Origin of the sequence: Pseudomonas alliivorans (assembly GCF_017826695.1) — a bacterium.
In the GTDB taxonomy this organism is placed as follows: domain Bacteria; phylum Pseudomonadota; class Gammaproteobacteria; order Pseudomonadales; family Pseudomonadaceae; genus Aquipseudomonas; species Aquipseudomonas alliivorans.
This window is the reverse complement of sequence record NZ_JAFFZW010000003.1, coordinates 532,781-549,245: the sequence shown is the minus strand read 5'-3', so window position 1 is coordinate 549,245 and position 16,465 is coordinate 532,781. Positions and strand designations below refer to the sequence as shown.

General features: G+C 60.6%; 16 protein-coding genes. 6 read left to right on the top strand and 10 right to left on the bottom strand.

What is annotated here, in order from left to right; all coding sequences use genetic code 11:
- Positions 1 to 60: 60 nt before the first annotated feature.
- From pqqA to JTJ32_RS11660, 6 genes are all read left to right on the top strand, one after another.
- Positions 61 to 135, top strand: coding sequence for a pyrroloquinoline quinone precursor peptide PqqA (pqqA, locus tag JTJ32_RS11685; protein ID WP_003422658.1), 75 nt, complete (start codon positions 61 to 63; stop codon positions 133 to 135).
- Positions 136 to 229: 94 nt separating this feature from the next.
- Positions 230 to 1,141 (top strand): pyrroloquinoline quinone biosynthesis protein PqqB, encoded by a 912-nt coding sequence (gene pqqB / locus JTJ32_RS11680; protein ID WP_099228637.1) that lies wholly within the window; start codon positions 230 to 232, stop codon positions 1,139 to 1,141.
- Positions 1,142 to 1,149: 8 nt separating this feature from the next.
- Complete coding sequence (gene pqqC / locus JTJ32_RS11675; RefSeq protein WP_004880097.1) at positions 1,150 to 1,905, top strand: pyrroloquinoline-quinone synthase PqqC; 756 nt, start codon at positions 1,150 to 1,152, stop codon at positions 1,903 to 1,905.
- Entirely contained in the window at positions 1,902 to 2,216 is a 315-nt protein-coding gene (pqqD, locus tag JTJ32_RS11670) for a pyrroloquinoline quinone biosynthesis peptide chaperone PqqD (protein ID WP_099228638.1), read from the top strand. Before pqqC ends, pqqD begins: the two co-directional genes overlap by 4 nt.
- A gap of 1 nt (position 2,217) precedes the next feature.
- On the top strand, positions 2,218 to 3,378 hold the full coding sequence (gene pqqE / locus JTJ32_RS11665) for a pyrroloquinoline quinone biosynthesis protein PqqE (RefSeq protein ID WP_370454403.1): 1,161 nt from the start codon (positions 2,218 to 2,220) through the stop codon (positions 3,376 to 3,378).
- On the top strand, positions 3,341 to 5,173 hold the full coding sequence (locus tag JTJ32_RS11660) for a S9 family peptidase (RefSeq protein WP_210042115.1): 1,833 nt from the start codon (positions 3,341 to 3,343) through the stop codon (positions 5,171 to 5,173). Before pqqE ends, JTJ32_RS11660 begins: the two co-directional genes overlap by 38 nt.
- Before the next feature lie 51 nt (positions 5,174 to 5,224).
- Here the strand turns inward: JTJ32_RS11660 and JTJ32_RS11655 are convergent, their stop codons facing one another.
- From JTJ32_RS11655 to bioB, 10 genes are all read right to left on the bottom strand, one after another.
- Entirely contained in the window at positions 5,225 to 5,386 is a 162-nt protein-coding gene (locus JTJ32_RS11655; protein WP_004880105.1) for a YqaE/Pmp3 family membrane protein, read from the bottom strand.
- 379 nt (positions 5,387 to 5,765) lie between these two features.
- Entirely contained in the window at positions 5,766 to 7,544 is a 1,779-nt protein-coding gene (locus JTJ32_RS11650) for an acyl-CoA dehydrogenase C-terminal domain-containing protein (protein WP_099228640.1), read from the bottom strand.
- A gap of 168 nt (positions 7,545 to 7,712) precedes the next feature.
- Positions 7,713 to 9,011 (bottom strand): GGDEF domain-containing protein, encoded by a 1,299-nt coding sequence (locus JTJ32_RS11645; protein WP_210042114.1) that lies wholly within the window; start codon positions 9,009 to 9,011, stop codon positions 7,713 to 7,715.
- A 297-nt stretch (positions 9,012 to 9,308) separates the two neighbouring features.
- The gene (locus JTJ32_RS11640; protein ID WP_184322234.1) at positions 9,309 to 11,114 is read right to left on the bottom strand and encodes a phenylacyl-CoA dehydrogenase; all 1,806 of its coding nucleotides are present in this window, start codon (positions 11,112 to 11,114) and stop codon (positions 9,309 to 9,311) included.
- 333 nt (positions 11,115 to 11,447) lie between these two features.
- On the bottom strand, positions 11,448 to 11,744 hold the full coding sequence (locus JTJ32_RS11635) for a pyrroloquinoline quinone biosynthesis protein PqqE (RefSeq protein WP_099228643.1): 297 nt from the start codon (positions 11,742 to 11,744) through the stop codon (positions 11,448 to 11,450).
- 150 nt (positions 11,745 to 11,894) lie between these two features.
- Positions 11,895 to 12,578 carry a dethiobiotin synthase gene (gene bioD, locus JTJ32_RS11630; RefSeq protein ID WP_099228644.1) on the bottom strand — a complete coding sequence of 228 codons (684 nt, stop codon included), beginning with the start codon at positions 12,576 to 12,578 and terminating at the stop codon, positions 11,895 to 11,897.
- Positions 12,579 to 12,611: 33 nt separating this feature from the next.
- Entirely contained in the window at positions 12,612 to 13,421 is an 810-nt protein-coding gene (gene bioC / locus JTJ32_RS11625) for a malonyl-ACP O-methyltransferase BioC (RefSeq protein WP_210042113.1), read from the bottom strand.
- A complete protein-coding gene (locus JTJ32_RS11620) occupies positions 13,414 to 14,157 on the bottom strand; it encodes an alpha/beta fold hydrolase (protein WP_210042112.1) in 744 nt (247 codons plus the stop codon). Before JTJ32_RS11620 ends, bioC begins: the two co-directional genes overlap by 8 nt.
- Positions 14,150 to 15,340 (bottom strand): 8-amino-7-oxononanoate synthase, encoded by a 1,191-nt coding sequence (gene bioF, locus JTJ32_RS11615; protein WP_210042110.1) that lies wholly within the window; start codon positions 15,338 to 15,340, stop codon positions 14,150 to 14,152. The genes JTJ32_RS11620 and bioF overlap by 8 nt, the downstream gene beginning before the upstream one ends.
- A gap of 20 nt (positions 15,341 to 15,360) precedes the next feature.
- Positions 15,361 to 16,419, bottom strand: a complete 1,059-nt coding sequence (gene bioB / locus JTJ32_RS11610) for a biotin synthase BioB (RefSeq protein ID WP_210042108.1) — start codon at positions 16,417 to 16,419, stop codon at positions 15,361 to 15,363.
- Between the last annotated feature and the right edge of the window lie 46 nt (positions 16,420 to 16,465).

The window sequence follows — 16,465 nt, the reverse complement described above, 5'->3', positions numbered from 1 at the left end:
GCGTTACCCGTGCACTAAGATGTAGTCACCAACCGCAGCATTATCTGAAGGAGCTTTCCCATGTCGTGGACTAAACCTGCTTACACTGATTTGCGCATCGGTTTCGAAGTCACCATGTACTTCGCAAGCCGCTGATTCCAGTGCGCTGTAAAGCCTCGGTTCGCCGGGGCTTTTTTTATTGTCAGGCTGCTTTTGTTTTTTGTTTCGGGTCATGTGGTAGGGAGCTGACATGTACATCCAGATTCTAGGTTCCGCTGCCGGTGGTGGTTTTCCCCAGTGGAACTGCAACTGCGTCAACTGCGCAGGCTTTCGTGACGGCAGCCTGCGGGCGCAGGCGCGCACCCAATCGTCTATCGCGCTGTCCGACGATGGCGTGAATTGGGTGCTGTGTAACGCGTCGCCGGATATTCGCGCTCAATTGCAGAGCTTCGCACCGATGCAACCGGGCCGGGCGCTGCGTGACACGGGCATCAGCGCCATCGTGTTGATGGACAGCCAGATCGACCACACCACGGGCCTGTTGAGCCTGCGCGAAGGCTGTCCGCACCAGGTATGGTGTACCGACATGGTTCATGAAGACCTCAGCACCGGTTTTCCACTGTTCGAAATGCTCAAGCACTGGAACGGCGGTCTGAACTGGAACCGCATCGAGTTGCAGGGCAGTTTTGTGATTCCGGCCTGCCCGAACCTGCGCTTCACGCCATTCCCGCTGCGCAGTGCCGCGCCGCCCTACTCGCCACACCGTTTCGACCCGCACCCGGGCGACAATATCGGTCTGCTGGTGGAAGACACGCGCACCGGCGGCAAGCTGTTCTACGCGCCGGGCCTGGGCAAGGTCGACGAAGCGCTGGCCGAGAAGATGCGCGACGCCGACTGCCTGCTGGTCGACGGCACGATGTGGGACGACGACGAAATGCAGCGCCGTGGCGTGGGCACTCGCACCGGGCGGGAAATGGGCCATCTGGCTCAGAACGGTCCCGGCGGCATGCTCGAAGTGCTGGAAGGCTTTCCAACCCAGCGCAAGGTGCTTATCCACATCAACAACACCAACCCGATCCTCGACGAAGACTCTCACGAGCGCGCCGAGCTGGTCCGCCGCAACGTCGAAGTCGCCTTCGATGGCATGAGTATCGAGCTTTAGGAGCCGACATGAGCGAAGCCACTGCGCTGTCCCCCGCCGAATTCGAGCAGGCCCTGCGGGCCAAGGGCGCGTATTACCACATCTACCATCCCTATCATGTGGCGATGTACGAAGGCCGTGCGACCCGCGAGCAGATTCAGGGCTGGGTCGCCAACCGCTTCTACTATCAGGTGAACATTCCGCTCAAGGACGCCGCGATTCTGGCCAACTGCCCGGACCGAGAGATTCGCCGCGAGTGGATTCAGCGCCTGCTCGACCATGACGGCGCCCCCGGTGAAGACGGCGGCATCGAAGCCTGGCTGCGACTGGGTCAGGCCGTGGGGCTGGACCCGGATCAGCTGCGCTCGCAAGAGCTGGTGCTGCCGGGCGTGCGTTTTGCCGTCGATGCCTATGTGAACTTTGCCCGCCGCGCCAACTGGCAAGAAGCGGCCAGCAGTTCGCTGACCGAGCTGTTCGCGCCGCAGATTCACCAGTCGCGTCTGGACAGCTGGCCGCAGCACTACCCGTGGATCGACCCCGCCGGTTACGAGTATTTCCGCACGCGTCTGGGTCAGGCACGTCGTGATGTGGAACACGGTCTCGCCATCACGCTGCAGCACTACACTACGTATGAAGGCCAGCAGCGCATGCTGGAGATCCTGCAGTTCAAGCTCGATATTCTGTGGAGCATGCTTGATGCGATGTCCATGGCTTATGAATTGAACCGCCCGCCCTACCACAGCGTCACAGACCAGAGGGTCTGGCATAAGGGAATCGCGCTATGAACGTTCATCCCCACAACGATAATTCGAACCCGGAACGCCTGGCATTTCGCAACAAGGTCCCCAAGTGGCGCCAGGGCTATCGCTTCCAGTTCGAGCCGGCTCAGAACGGCAATGTGCTGCTGTACCCCGAAGGCATGATCAAGCTCAACGACAGTGCCGGCTGGATCGGCGGTCTGATCGATGGACAGCGAACGGTCGCCGCCATCATTCAGGAACTGGAGCACAAATTCCCCAACGTTCCTGAACTGGGCATGGACGTCGATGACTTCATGAAGGTCGCCCAGGAAAAACACTGGATCACTCTTGACTGACATGACACTCGCAACCTCCAGCCCACTGATACCGCCCAGGCCGGAAACCGGCCTGCCGCTGTGGCTGCTGGCCGAACTGACCTATCGCTGCCCGCTGCAATGCCCGTATTGCTCGAACCCGCTCGATTTCGCGAAACAGGGTCAGGAGCTGACCACCGAGCAGTGGTTCAAGGTGATGCAGGAAGCCCGGCAGATGGGCGCCGCGCAGATCGGCTTCTCCGGCGGCGAACCGCTGGTGCGTCAGGACTTGGCCGAACTGATCGCCGAGGCGCGCCGGCTGGGCTATTACACCAACCTGATCACTTCCGGGATCGGCCTGACCGAAGAGAAAATCATCGCGTTCAAGGAAGCCGGGCTGGACCATATCCAGATCAGCTTTCAGGCCAGCGATGAGCAGGTGAACAACATGCTTGCCGGCTCGAAGAAAGCCTTCGCGCAGAAGCTGGAAATGGCCCGCGCCGTGAAGAAGCACGGCTACCCGATGGTGCTGAACTTCGTCACCCATCGGCATAACATCGACAAAATCGACAAGATCATCGAACTCTGTCTGGCCCTTGAGGCGGATTTTGTCGAGCTGGCAACCTGTCAGTTCTACGGTTGGGCGCACCTGAACCGCATCGGCCTGTTGCCGACCAAGGATCAGTTGGTGCGCGCCGAGGCCGTCACCAATCAATACCGTGAACAGCTGGAAGCGGAAAATCATCCGTGCAAGCTGATTTTCGTCACTCCAGATTATTACGAGGAACGCCCCAAGGCTTGTATGAACGGCTGGGGCAGTATCTTCCTGACCGTGACACCCGACGGCACTGCCCTGCCGTGCCACGGCGCGCGCCAGATGCCGATCCAGTTTCCCAATGTGCGCGAGCACAGCATGCAGCACATCTGGTACGACTCGTTCGGCTTCAACCGCTTTCGCGGCTACGACTGGATGCCCGAGCCTTGCCGGTCCTGCGATGAGAAGGAAAAGGACTTCGGCGGCTGCCGCTGCCAGGCGTTCATGCTGACCGGCGACGCCGCCAATGCCGATCCGGTGTGCAGCAAGTCCCAGCACCACGGGATGATCACGCAGGCTCGCGACGAATCCGAGACTGCCACCCAAACCATCGAAGAGCTGGCCTTCCGCAATGAACGAAACTCACGACTCATCGCCAAATCTTCCTGAGCCGCTTTCCGCCGCCCAGGCCGTCGCTGCAGGCGTGGACTTCGCCGAACTGGATGTCAGTTCGGCAGGTCTGTTCTGGAACGAATTCCGCCCTGAAGACGGCGCTTGCCGCATCTGGCAATGGTACGCGGGCGATACGCGCTGCCTGACGCCCGATGGCTTCAGCGTGCGCAGCCGGGTGTATGAGTACGGCGGAGGATCGTTCTGCCTGGCCGATGACGCGGTGGTGTTCGTCAACGAGCGCGACCAGCAGCTGTATCGTCAGCCTCTGGATGGCAGCACACCGGTGTCGTTGACCCAAGGGGATAAACGCTACGGCGGCGTGTTCCATACCAATGGCCAGATCCTTGCCGTTGAAGAAGACCATAAAACCCATCGACTGGTGAGCATCGATGTGGCTGACGGGCAGCGTGTGCTGCTGGCCGAAGGCGCAGACTTCTATGCCTCGCCAGTGGTCAGCGCCGATGGCGGGCGACTGGCCTGGGTCGAGTGGCAGCGTCCGCATCAGCCATGGACGGTCACGCGACTGATGTGCGCGGCCAGGCAGGATGACGGCAGTTGGGGCCAGCCGCTGTGCATCGCGGGCGATGACGCAGAAGAATCCTTGCAGCAGCCGCGCTTCGATGCGCAGGGCCGTTTGTATTGCCTGACAGACCGGGCCGGATTCTGGCAGCCCTGGAGCGAGACGGCGTCTGGATTCGCGCCCTTGAAAGCGGCGGCAGCGGACCATTCGCCAGCACCCTGGCAGTTGGGCGGGTGTACATGGCTCCCGCTCAGCGATGGTTTTCTCGCCACTTGGTCGCAAGACGGCTCGGGCATTCTGGGCCTGAGCGACACCGAGGGTTCGATCACCGACTTCAGCGCCGGTTACAGCCGTTTTCGCAGCCTGGCACTGGACGAGGAATACATCTATTGCATCGCCGCGTCAGCCGTCAGCACATCGGCGGTGCTGGCGATTTCGCGTGCCGACAACAGCGTGCAGGTTGTGGCCGGAGGGACATCGCCGCTGCCACCCGAGCAAATCAGTAGCCCGGAGCCGTTGTGCTACCCGAGCGGCAATGCCGAGGCTTACGGATATTTCTATCCGGCCATGACCGGCGCAGAAAACCCGCCACTGGTGGTGTTCATTCACGGCGGTCCGACCTCGGCGTGCTATCCGGTGCTGGACCCACGTATTCAATACTGGACCCATCGCGGTTTCGCCGTTGCCGACCTCAACTATCGGGGCAGCACGGGCTACGGTCGTGAGTATCGCCAGGCCCTGCACCTGACCTGGGGCGTGGCGGATGTCGAGGACGCCTGTGCCGTCGTTGCCCATCTGGCCGACAGGGGCTTGATCGACGCGAATCAGGCGTTCATCCGTGGCGGCAGCGCCGGTGGCTACACAACCCTGTGCGCATTGGCGTTTCAGAAGGTTTTCAGAGCGGGCGCCAGTCTGTATGGCGTCAGCGACCCGGTTGCACTGGCAAGGGCGACTCACAAGTTCGAAGGCGATTACCTGGACTGGCTGATCGGCGACCCGGTCGAAGACATCGCGCGCTACGAGGCAAGAACACCGCTGCTGCACGCTGACCGCATCAGCGTACCGGTGATCTTTTTTCAGGGCGAACTGGATGCAGTCGTGGTCCCGGCGCAGACCCGCGACATGCTCAAGGCTCTGCAGGACAAGGGCATCAAGGCCGAAGGACACTTTTATCCGGACGAATACCATGGCTTCCGCAAGGCGGCCAACCTGGCAGACGCGCTGGAAAAGGAGTGGCGATTTTACCGGGATGTTCTGGATGGCGCCGTATGATCGTTCCCGCGCAGGGAACGATCAACCGCAGCACGTTACAGCGCTGACTGCTTACTTACGCGAAACGATGATGTAGATCGCGTGGATGATGCCGGGGATGTAGCCGAACAGGGTCAGCAGAATATTCAGCCAGAAAGCGCCGCCCAGACCCACTTGCATGAACACGCCCACCGGGGGCAGCAGAATGGCGAAGATGATACGAATGATGTCCATGGAAAGCTCCTGAGTGATTGGCTCTGATTGGCCATACAGCTAATCGACCCTGGGCATCCATGAGGGTTCAACCCGCTCTGGCACGGCGCCAGTATTCTTTGGCCAAATCCTTGGGGTGAACGTTGAAAACGCCCGTGCAAGGCGAGGGATATAAAACACGCGCACAAAGAAAACCCCGCCGAAGCGAGGTTTTCCAGACTGTTTCCCTGACATCCCTTTCGTCCCACCATCCTGGCAGGCTTCCCTACGTGTCCCTGTTATGTTTGATTGCGCATCCTGCGCTACGTCCATGGATTTAGAGTAACTTTGGATCCGAATTAAAGGAAGAGGCCAAATGGCAGCACGGCGTGTAAGCAAATGCTTACACGCCGCTACTGTTTCAAAACTGATCAGCCTCCAGCAGGAACAATGACTCGCTACCCGCGCGCACCGAGGCATTCAACGAGTGGATGCGCGGCAGCAGACGGGCGAAGTAGAAACGTGCCGTGCCCACCTTGCTCGCGTAGAAATCTTCCTGCGCCTCCTTGCCCACAGCGGCCTTGGCCATCATCGCCCACATGTAGGCATAGGCGGTGTAGCCAAACAGGTGCAGATATTCCACAGAAGCGGCACCGATCTCATTGGGATTGCTGCGCGAACGGTCCAGAACCCAGTTGGTCAGCTCATCCAGCATGTCCAGTGCCGAAGCCAGCGGGCGTGTGAACTCGCCGAGCGAGCTGTCCGAAGCGGCGATGAACTGACGCACTTCCTCCGAGAACAACTGGTAGAACGCGCCCCCCGACCCCACGATCTTGCGGCCCACCAGATCCAGCGCCTGAATACCATTGGTGCCTTCGTAGATCTGGGTAATGCGCACATCGCGCACCAGTTGCTCCTGGCCCCATTCGCGAATGTAGCCGTGGCCGCCGAAGATCTGCTGCCCATGCACAGTGGTCTCCAGGCCAACATCGGTCAGGAACGCCTTGGCAACCGGCGTCAGCAGGGCGACCAGGTCGTCAGCGCGTTTGCGATCCGCGTCGTCTTCGCTGAACTTGGCGATATCCAGTTGCAGGGCGACGTAGCTGGAAAACGCACGACCACCTTCATTGAACGCCTTCATGGTCAGCAGCATGCGCCGCACGTCAGGATGGACGATGATTGGATCAGCGGCCTTGTCCTTGTTCTGCGCACCGGTCGGCGCACGGCTTTGCAGGCGGTCGAGGGCGTATTCAACCGCGTTCTGGTACGAGCGCACGCCCGACGCGAGCCCCTGAATGCCGACACCCAGACGTTCGTAGTTCATCATGGTGAACATCGCCGCCAGCCCCTTGTTGGGCTCGCCGATCAGGTAACCGACCGCGTCATCGAAGTTCATCACGCACGTGGCCGAAGCCTGGATACCCATCTTGTGCTCGATGGAGCCACAGCTCACGGTGTTGCGCTCACCGACACTGCCGTCGTCGCCGACCATGAACTTGGGCACTAGGAACAGCGAAATGCCTTTGGGACCTGCAGGTGCATCCGGCAGCTTGGCAAGAACCAGATGAATGATGTTTTCGGTCAGATCGTGCTCGCCACCGGTGATGAAAATCTTGCTGCCGGTGATCTTATAGGAGCCGTCGTTCTGCGGCTCGGCTCTGGTGCGAATGATGCCCAGGTCGGTACCGGCATGAGCTTCGGTCAGGCACATGGAACCGCACCACACGCCTGAATACATGTTCGGCAGGAATTTGGCCTTCAGTTCTTCGGTGGCGTGAGTGTTGATCGAGACACAGGCACCGGACGTCAGCATCGGATACAGACCGAACGCCAGACTGGCGGAGTTGAGCATTTCCTCGACCTGAGCCGAGACCACCTTGGGCATGCCCATCCCGCCGAAATCAGGATTGCCACCAACGCCGACCCAGCCGCCTTCGGCATAGGTGCGATAGGCTTCGGGGAACCCCGCAGGCGTGGTCACGACGGTGTCCTTCCAGTGACAGCCTTCCTCGTCACCATTGCGGCTCAGTGGCGCGATGGTCTTGCTGGTGACTTTGCCTGCTTCTTCAAGAATGGCTTCGACGGTCTCGGCATCAACCGTTTCAGCCAGTGCCGGCAGTTGAGCCCAGAGTCTGGAAACCTCGAACACTTCATTGAGGACGAAGCGCATATCGCGCAGCGGCGCTTTGTAATCAGCCATGGCAAACCTCGTGAACACGGAGCGAGAGACCTGTAAATGCTGATTCGTTGCGGTCGGAAACACGGATCAGCCGTCGATAGGCACGAGTCTACCCGAACAACATTTCAGACACATAGGGTCGTGTCGTGACCATTAAGTCATAACAGGTCACTGGTCAGAAACGTTTTCTCAGGTAGCCGCTTCGGTGGTGCGCACGGCTCCACGCCGACTCTGCTGCTGGTGGGAAATCACGCAATTGCGCCCTGCGCCCTTAGCGGCGTAGAGCGCCTGGTCAGCGGCCTTGAGCACTTCTTCAGGCGTGCGATGCTCCGGCTGACGCTCCGCCACACCGATGCTGACCGTGACTGACACAGTGCCGGTGTGTGCGCCGCTGCGACGTTGTCGGCCTTGCTGGTCGTCCTGCGGCCGGCTGTCCTTGTTGCGCAGCTGGATTTCGTAACTGGCGATGGATTCACGAATCGCTTCCAGATGCGGCAGGCACTCGTCGATGGTCTTTGCTGCAAACACGATGGCGAACTCTTCACCGCCATAGCGATACGCTTTGCCGCCTCCGTTGGTGATCTTCGACAGCTTGCTGGCCACCAGGCGCAACACCTGATCGCCTACGTCGTGGCCGTGGGTGTCGTTGAATTTCTTGAAGTGATCGACATCGCTCATCGCCAGCACGTAATTACGCCCCAGACGCTGCAGGCGTTCGTTCAGCGCACGACGTCCGGGCAAGCCGGTCAGCTCGTCGCGGAAGGCCATCTGGTAGGCCTCATGGGCAACGGCGGCGGCGATCATCAGCATCACCTGGCTGCACAGAATATTCAGCGTGAACGGCAGGATGAAGGTCTTGGGCAACGCCCAGAACAAACCCAGCAGACCGACCAGTTGCGCCGCGTGCAATGGTCTGGGTTTTTCCAGGTACTGCCAGAGCAATACCGCGAACGAGATCAGGAACATTGCATACGACAACTGGATCAGGCTCATCCACGCCCCATGCAGCGCAGGCCAGCGAATGTCGGCAAGCCAGGTCTGCAACGCCATTGGGTAACTTTGCTCGAGCCCCAGCGCCACGCTGCCCACGGCCAACAGCACCGCCAGCCGTGCGACCAGATCCTGAAACAGATGCGTGCGCTCCTCCCACGCGGCGTAAAGCCCGTAGAGGACCGGCAGCAGCAGGCAGACCAGGTGAAAGATCACCGCAGCGTCTTCACGCACCTTGCCGAAGTCGCGGTAATAGTCGGTCTGTGTGTCGAGCAGGTAATAGGCGATGTACACGGTGATCATCAGAAACAGCTCGCGCTGACGACGATAGACACCACAGTAGGCACCGCCCAACAGCAGCACCAGCGTCGGCAGCACGTTGAACAGCGAGGTGAAGAACACGTTCAGGTCTTTGACATACGCAGCCGCCAGCCCCGCCACCAACAAGGCCAGTGACGGCAGAAAATGACTCAGTCGCGCAGCAGATGGACGTAACAAAAGAGGCTGTCTCCTCGCCTGAACCCAAGTAAACACCCGGATCAATAGCATTGTGCCTTCATCCTGAAAACAATGCATTCAGCAGGATTGAACAGTGACTGAGTCTGTAACGGCAGGAGACGGAAAAGGTTTATCGATTGATGGTAAATAGCCATACAACGCTGAAATACCTGTGTGCCCCAACCTGTCGGGACGCAACGCGTCACAGGTTGCATGCTCATGCGGGGCGATGGGTAAATCAAAATAAAAAAGCCGCCTGATCAGTGATCAGGCGGCCTGGGTGAACTCGGACCGGACTCAGTAAGCCAGGCCGAAATCTTCCTCTTTCATTTCCATCAGGTTGCCAGCACCCGACAACATGGTCGCGACGTGAGTGCGGGTGCGCGGCAGGATGCGCTGGAAGTAGAACCGTGCGGTCTGGATCTTGGCGCGGTAGAACGCCTCGTCCGACGTACCGGCTGCCAGCTTCTCGGCCGCCAGACGCGCCATGTCCGCCCAGAAGTAGGCCAGGCAGGCATAACCCGAATACATCACATAGTCGACCGAAGCGGCACCGACTTCCTCACGGTCCTTCATGGCAGCCATGCCCACTTTCATGGTCAGCTCGCCCCATTCCTTGTTCAGCGCAGCCAGCGGGGCCACGAATTCCTGAACGGACTCGTTGCCTTCGTTGGCCTGACAGAACTTGTGCACAATCTTGGTGAAGCCCTTGAGCGCTTCGCCCTGGGTCATCAGAACCTTGCGGCCCAGCAGATCGAGCGCCTGGATACCGGTGGTGCCTTCGTACAGCATGGAGATACGGCTGTCGCGAACGTTCTGCTCCATGCCCCACTCGGCGATGAAGCCGTGGCCGCCGTAGATCTGCACGCCGTGGTTGGCCGCTTCGAAGCCCACCTCAGTCATGAACGCCTTGGCGATCGGCGTCATGAAGGCCAGCAGCGCATCGGCTGCTTTCTTCTGATCGTCATCTTCGCTGTACTTGACGATGTCGACCTGCTTTGCCGTGAAGTACACCATGGCACGTGTGCCCTCGGCGAACGCCTTCATGGTCAGCAGCATGCGACGCACGTCCGGGTGAACGATGATCGGGTCAGCCGCTTTTTCCGGCGCCTTTGGACCGGTCAGCGAACGCATCTGCAGACGCTCACGGGCGTATTTCAAGCCGCCCTGAAACGCCAGTTCAGCGTGAGCCAGACCCTGCAATGCAGTGCCCAGACGCGCCGTGTTCATGAAGGTGAACATGCAGTTCAGACCTTTGTTCGCCGGGCCGATCAGGTAACCGGTCGCGCCGTCGAAGTTCATCACGCAGGTCGCGTTGCCGTGGATGCCCATCTTGTGTTCGATGGAGCCGCAGCTCACTGCGTTACGCTCACCGACGCTGCCATCGGCAGCCGACAGGAACTTGGGCACGATGAACAGCGAAATGCCTTTGGTGCCAGCCGGTGCATCCGGCAGACGGGCCAGCACGATATGGACGATGTTATCGGCCATGTCGTGTTCACCAGCGGAAATGAAAATCTTGGTGCCGGACACCTTGTAGGTGCCGTCAGCCTGAGGCTCGGCCTTGGTGCGCAGCATGCCCAGGTCGGTGCCGCAGTGTGGCTCGGTCAGGCACATGGTGCCGGTCCATTCGCCCGACACCAGTCGAGTCAGGTAAGCCTCTTGCTGCTCGGGCGTGCCGTGTTCGGAAATGGTGTTCATCGCGCCATGCGACAGGCCTGGGTACATGCCCCACGACCAGTTTGCTTCACCGACCATTTCGCTGACAGCCAGACCCAGCGACTCGGGCAAGCCCTGACCGCCGTGCTCGACGTCATGAGCAAGGCTGGGCCAGCCGCCCTCGACGAATTGCTTATACGCTTCCTTGAAACCGGTCGGCGTCTTCACGCCGGTTTCGCTCCAGGTACAGCCTTCGATATCACCTACCCGGTTCAGCGGAGCCAGCACCTGCTCACAGAACTTGGCGCCCTCCTCAAGAATGGCGTCAACCATGTCCGGGGTAGCGTCCTGGCAGGCTGGCAGACTCTGATAGTGCGCTTCGTAGCCGAGCAGTTCGTCACGAACGAAACGAATATCACGCAAGGGGGCCTTGTAATCAGGCATAGCGATAAACCTCTGCTGATGAATCCTGGAACGAATGACCGGGCGGTGACTGGAAGCCTGCTTCCAGAACCAGACAATCTCGCATGCCTTACGGTCAAACAGGTGTTTGAAACATACGTTTACGCCTAAACCTTGTCAATAGCCGCGCACGCACCATTCGTCCACGATGCGCTGCAGACCACGCAGGCAAGGGGAAGCGGCGTTATGTAAACGATTGTTTGGAGTCTAGTTGAGAGGTAACGGGTTGCGGTGGCGATACAGGATGGTGATACAGGGAGATTCAGAACATGACGCCGTGCACGGAAGGCACGGCGCGAGGATTACAGGCAAGGTTCAAGCGTAGGTATCGATCAACGTGCCAAGCGCTTCATCACTGGCTTTCTGCGCAGCGAGCCCGGCTTCAATCTGCGATTTGCCAGCGGCCATTTCCACGATATTGGCAGGCAGGTCGGAACGCTGGCTGCGATCAACCGAACGCAGGTTCTCGAGCTGGAAGTCGGAAGACTGGCTTCGGCCCGACACCTCGATATTGCTGCTGGCGATCTGCGTGGCTGCCTGATCGACACGGCCCTGCCCGACCTGCATGGCACTGAGACCTGGGTAGAGGGTGTTGTTCATGGTGATTTGCATAAGCCGATCCTCGGTTCAAATAGCGAACAAGTGCCATTGAACCAGTAACTGCAGGGAAATGCTCGACAAATAGACTAATGGCATTAGGCCTGTTAATAGGCTCGGCCTTGAATGATCAAAAGCTTCAAGCCCGTCAATGAGATAGCCACGCTATCCGTCGAGCAGCTCAAGATGCAGACATTGCGCCACATTTTCGGCGTTGGGGTTCTTGAGCCGTGGCACACGCCCAAGACAGGGCGCTGGCAGACGCTCGGCAAGCGTGGCAAGGTTTTCTTCCAGGCGCGACGTCTTGCCATCGATGATGTTGGCGACCCAGCCCGCGAGGTGCAGCCCATCCCTGGCAATCGCCTCGGCCGTCAGCAGCGCATGGTTGATGCAGCCGAGCCGTACGCCGACCACCAGAATCACCGGCAGCCCCAGGGCGATTGCCAGGTCAGAAAGATTGCTCTGATCCGCCAGCGGCACCCGCCAGCCTCCCGCGCCCTCGATCAGCGTGAAGTCCGCCTGCCTGTTCAGGATGTGCTGCATCGGTTGCAGCAGGGAACGAACGGTCAGCGCCACACCCGCCTCACGTGCAGCCAGATGAGGCGCAATCGCAGGCTCGAACGCCACGGGATTGACTTCGTCATAGCCCAGTTCGATCGAACACTGCGCCTGTAACGCCAGCGCGTCGGAGTTGCGCAGCCCTTGGGGCGTGACGACGCAGCCCGATGCAACCGGCTTGCCTGCCGCCGTGCTCAGACCATTCAGTCGTGCGGCATGCAGCAGACCGGCTGCGACCGTGGTCTTGCCGGCATCCGTGTCAGTTCCGGTGATGAAATACGCAACGCTCATCTCAGCGGTCTTCCCTTTATGAAGTGAACCCGGTCAGGTTTTTTCAAGTACCGCGTAGACCACCTGGTAGGTGGCGGGCAACCCTGCGTCCTGGCGAAAACGCTCGTACGCCTGCACCAGACCCAGGATCCGTTCGCGCCCCGTCAAGCCGCTGGGTCTGCCGGGGTTGAGGTTATGCGCGCCCAGCGCTTTGAGCTCATGGGTCAGGCTGCGCACGTCCGGGTAATGCAGCACATGCGGACGCACGCCAAGAATGCTGACGTTCAAACCGCTGGCCGCACACAACTGCCGATAATCGTCCTCACGCCGAAAGCGGTTCACATGCACCCGACCATCAACGGATTGCCAGCTTTCGCGCAACTCATACAGCGTCCCTGTGCACAGGCTGGCAAAGGCAAACACACCGCCAGGCTTCAGCACCCGAAAGGCTTCGCTCAGCACAGCCCTGAAGTCGGCACACCATTGCACCGCCAGGCTGGAAAAAATCAGCTCGCAGGATTCATCGGCCAATGGCATGCGCTCGGCATCGCCTGCCACGAAGTGGCGGGCCCCGCCCAAAGGCTGGGCATGACGCAGCATGCCTTCGGCGATGTCCAGCGCAATGCCTTCACTGTGTTGGAACCTCTGCGCCAGTACACGGCTGAAATAGCCGGTACCGCTACCCAGATCGAGCCAGCGTGCCGGGCTGCACTCGGCCGGCAGCCGGGACATCAGCTCATGCCCGACGGCGCGCTGCAATTCGGCGACGCTGTCGTAACTGCCCGCTGCGCGGGAAAAGGAGGCCGCCACCTGACGCTTGTCTGGCAGCCCGGCCGACAGCACGGCCTGTGAAAGGTCAGTCATGGTCCGACTCGTGTTCCGATTCATGTAGAAAAGCCTGAATCGCAGCCGCTACGCCATGTGGGTTTTCCAGAAGGAAGGCGTGGCTGGCCTGTTCGATCACGCCGACTTCAACGTCAGGCAACAGGTCCAGCAGATCGCCCGCCGCTTCGGCTGGCACGAATGCATCAAGCCCGGCAAACAGATGCAGTTGTGGCCCGCGATAGGTCTGCAACGCACTGCGCGTGTCGAGTTGCTGCAGGATCTTCAGCCCGTCGATCAGTGCAGCGGGCAAGGTATGCGGCGCACCGGCCTTGAGCAGTCGGGCCAGTCCGCGTGGGTCTTCTGCGCCTTGGGTGCACAGCAGACTGAAACGCTTGAGGGTCGCATCCGGATCAGCAGCACAGCCCGCCAGAAATCCCTCGAAATCCTGCTCAGGCATCGCATGCGGCCAGGCACCCTGCGTGACGAAACAGGCATTGCTGGCCAGGGTGAACAGGCCGCAGCAACGTTCGCCGCGCCGCGCCGCCAGTTCAGCCGCGAGCATGCCGCCCAGTGACCAGCCGCCCAGCCACGCGTCATCCGACAGGTTGGCGTCCAGTTCATCGAGCCAGTCGTTCAGATCACAACTGTCGATGTCTGGAAGCGGCTCGACCTCGACGCGCAAGTGCTCGTCCAGCCCGCGCAACGCAGCCGCCAGCGGTTCAAGTGGCGAAACACCCAGGCCCCAGCCCGGCAGCAGGATCAGACGATCACGCATGATCGGGCTCCATGGATTCAACCGCGCCCAGCAGCGGGTAACACTGCTCCAGTGCATTTAACAATAGCTGCACTTGCGCCTCGGTGTGCGCCGCCGAGAGTGTCACGCGCAGACGCGCGCTGCCGACAGGCACCGTGGGCGGGCGAATGGCTGTCACCATCACGCCGCGCTCGCGCAGCAGTTGCGACAGGCGCAAGGCGCGTCCGGCATCGCCAATCAGAATCGGCTGGATCGGTGTGAAGCTGTCCATCAGTTGCAGCCCAAGCTGCTCAGCACCCTGACGGAATTGGCGGATCAGGTGGGAGAGATGTTCGCGGCGCCACTGTTCGGTGCGCAGCAGCTCAAGGCTTTTCAGCGTTGCGCAGGCCAGCGCAGGCGGCTGGCTGGTGGTGTAGATGTAGGGCCGGGCGAACTGGATGAGGGTTTCGATCAGCTCTTCACTTCCCGCTACAAATGCCCCGGATGTGCCGAAGGATTTGCCGAGAGTACCGATCAGCACCGGTACATCCTCCATGCTCAGGCCGAAATGCTCGACGAGCCCGGCACCGTTGGCTCCTAGCGGACCGAAACCGTGTGCGTCGTCAACCATCAGCCACGCGCCTTTGGCCTTGGCGGCACGCGACAGCGCAGGCAGGTCGGCCACATCGCCGTCCATGCTGAACACGCCGTCGGTCACCACCAGCGTATCGCCCACGGCCTTTTCCAGCCGGGACTCGAGGCTTGTCACGTCGTTGTGCAGATAACGGGAAAACCGCGCACCGCTGAGCAGACCGGCATCCAGCAAAGAGGCGTGGTTCAGTCGGTCTTCCAGCACGGTATCGCCTTGCCCCACCAACGCTGTGACGGTGCCGAGGTTGGCCATGTAGCCGTTGGAGAACAAGAGCGCACGCGGTCGGCCGGTCATTTCGGCCAGGGCTTCTTCCAACTCATGGTGCGGAGTGCTGTGGCCGATCACCAGATGCGAGGCCCCGCCGCCTACACCCCAGCGCTCGGCGCCAGCCTGCCACGCGGCGATCACCTCAGGATGGTTGGCCAGCCCCATGTAGTCGTTGTTGCAGAAAGCCAGCAACGGCTTGCCATCGACCACCACCAGCGGACCTTGCGGGGTCTGCAGCAGGGGGCGCTGGCGGTAGAGATGTTCGTGACGGCGAGCCTCTAGTCGGGTACGCAGATCGAAAGACATGCAGGCTCCGTTTCAGAGTGTCAGGCGGACGCTGCGTCGTAGAACAGCGCGCTGCTTTGCTGCTCGACCAGCGCCTGCTCGATGGCGGCCTGATGCACCTCGTCAGGATGCTCTTCGCCCGCTTCCGGCTTGATGCCCAGACGGGAGAACAGCAGCATGTCCTTGTCGGCCTGCGGGTTGGCGGTGGTGAGCAGTTTGTCGCCGTAGAAAATCGAATTCGCCCCCGCAAGGAACGCCAGCGCCTGCATCTGCTCGTTCATCGCTTCGCGGCCAGCGGACAGGCGCACGTGGGACTTGGGCATCAGAATCCGCGCCACCGCCAGCATGCGAATGAAGTCGAACGGGTCGACATCTTCGGCATTTTCCAGCGGCGTACCGGCGACTTTTACCAGCATGTTGATCGGCACGGATTCCGGGTGCTCCGGCAGGTTGGCCAGCTGGATCAACAGACCGGCGCGGTCATCGAGCGACTCGCCCATGCCCAGAATGCCACCCGAGCAGATCTTCATCCCGGCATCGCGCACGTAGGCCAGGGTTTGCAGGCGCTCGCCGTAGGTGCGGGTGGTGATGATGCTGCCGTAGAACTCAGGTGAGGTGTCCAGGTTGTGGTTGTAGTAATCCAGCCCGGCGGACGCCAGCGCGGCGGTCTGTTCCTGATCCAGACGACCCAGCGTCATGCAGGTTTCCAGGCCCATGGCCTTCACGCCTTTGACCATCTCCAGCACGTACGGCATGTCTTTGGCCGACGGATGCTTCCAGGCCGCGCCCATGCAGAACCGGGTCGAACCGATGGCCTTGGCGCGGGCGGCTTCCTCCAGCACTTTCTGGACTTCGAGCAGCTTTTCCTTTTCCAGACCGGTGTTGTAGTGGCCGGACTGCGGGCAGTACTTGCAGTCCTCGGGGCAGGCACCGGTCTTGATCGACAGCAGGGTCGAAACCTGGACGCGATTGGCGTCGAAATGAGCGCGGTGCACGCTCTGCGCCTGAAACAGCAGGTCATTGAATGGCTGTACGAACAGCGCCTTGACCTCGGCTAAAGTCCAGTCGTGACGCAGAGTGGCGGTGATGCTGGCGCTCATCGGGCGGCTCCTTGAGGGTTCTGGTGGCTGAGCGCAGGGACGAAAA

What these genes read in the sequence shown, in the direction of transcription:
- pqqB (WP_099228637.1), top strand. Translation starts at nt 230, where the DNA reads ATGTACATCCAGATTCTAGGTTCCGCTGCCGGTGGTGGTTTTCCCCAG.
- pqqC (WP_004880097.1), top strand. Translation starts at nt 1,150, where the DNA reads ATGAGCGAAGCCACTGCGCTGTCCCCCGCCGAATTCGAGCAGGCCCTG.
- pqqD (WP_099228638.1), top strand. Translation starts at nt 1,902, where the DNA reads ATGAACGTTCATCCCCACAACGATAATTCGAACCCGGAACGCCTGGCA.
- pqqE (WP_370454403.1), top strand. Translation starts at nt 2,218, where the DNA reads ATGACACTCGCAACCTCCAGCCCACTGATACCGCCCAGGCCGGAAACC.
- JTJ32_RS11660 (WP_210042115.1), top strand. Translation starts at nt 3,341, where the DNA reads ATGAACGAAACTCACGACTCATCGCCAAATCTTCCTGAGCCGCTTTCC.
- JTJ32_RS11655 (WP_004880105.1), bottom strand. Translation starts at nt 5,386, where the DNA reads ATGGACATCATTCGTATCATCTTCGCCATTCTGCTGCCCCCGGTGGGC.
- JTJ32_RS11650 (WP_099228640.1), bottom strand. Translation starts at nt 7,544, where the DNA reads ATGGCTGATTACAAAGCGCCGCTGCGCGATATGCGCTTCGTCCTCAAT.
- JTJ32_RS11640 (WP_184322234.1), bottom strand. Translation starts at nt 11,114, where the DNA reads ATGCCTGATTACAAGGCCCCCTTGCGTGATATTCGTTTCGTTCGTGAC.
- JTJ32_RS11635 (WP_099228643.1), bottom strand. Translation starts at nt 11,744, where the DNA reads ATGCAAATCACCATGAACAACACCCTCTACCCAGGTCTCAGTGCCATG.
- bioD (WP_099228644.1), bottom strand. Translation starts at nt 12,578, where the DNA reads ATGAGCGTTGCGTATTTCATCACCGGAACTGACACGGATGCCGGCAAG.
- bioC (WP_210042113.1), bottom strand. Translation starts at nt 13,421, where the DNA reads ATGACTGACCTTTCACAGGCCGTGCTGTCGGCCGGGCTGCCAGACAAG.
- JTJ32_RS11620 (WP_210042112.1), bottom strand. Translation starts at nt 14,157, where the DNA reads ATGCGTGATCGTCTGATCCTGCTGCCGGGCTGGGGCCTGGGTGTTTCG.
- bioF (WP_210042110.1), bottom strand. Translation starts at nt 15,340, where the DNA reads ATGTCTTTCGATCTGCGTACCCGACTAGAGGCTCGCCGTCACGAACAT.
- bioB (WP_210042108.1), bottom strand. Translation starts at nt 16,419, where the DNA reads ATGAGCGCCAGCATCACCGCCACTCTGCGTCACGACTGGACTTTAGCC.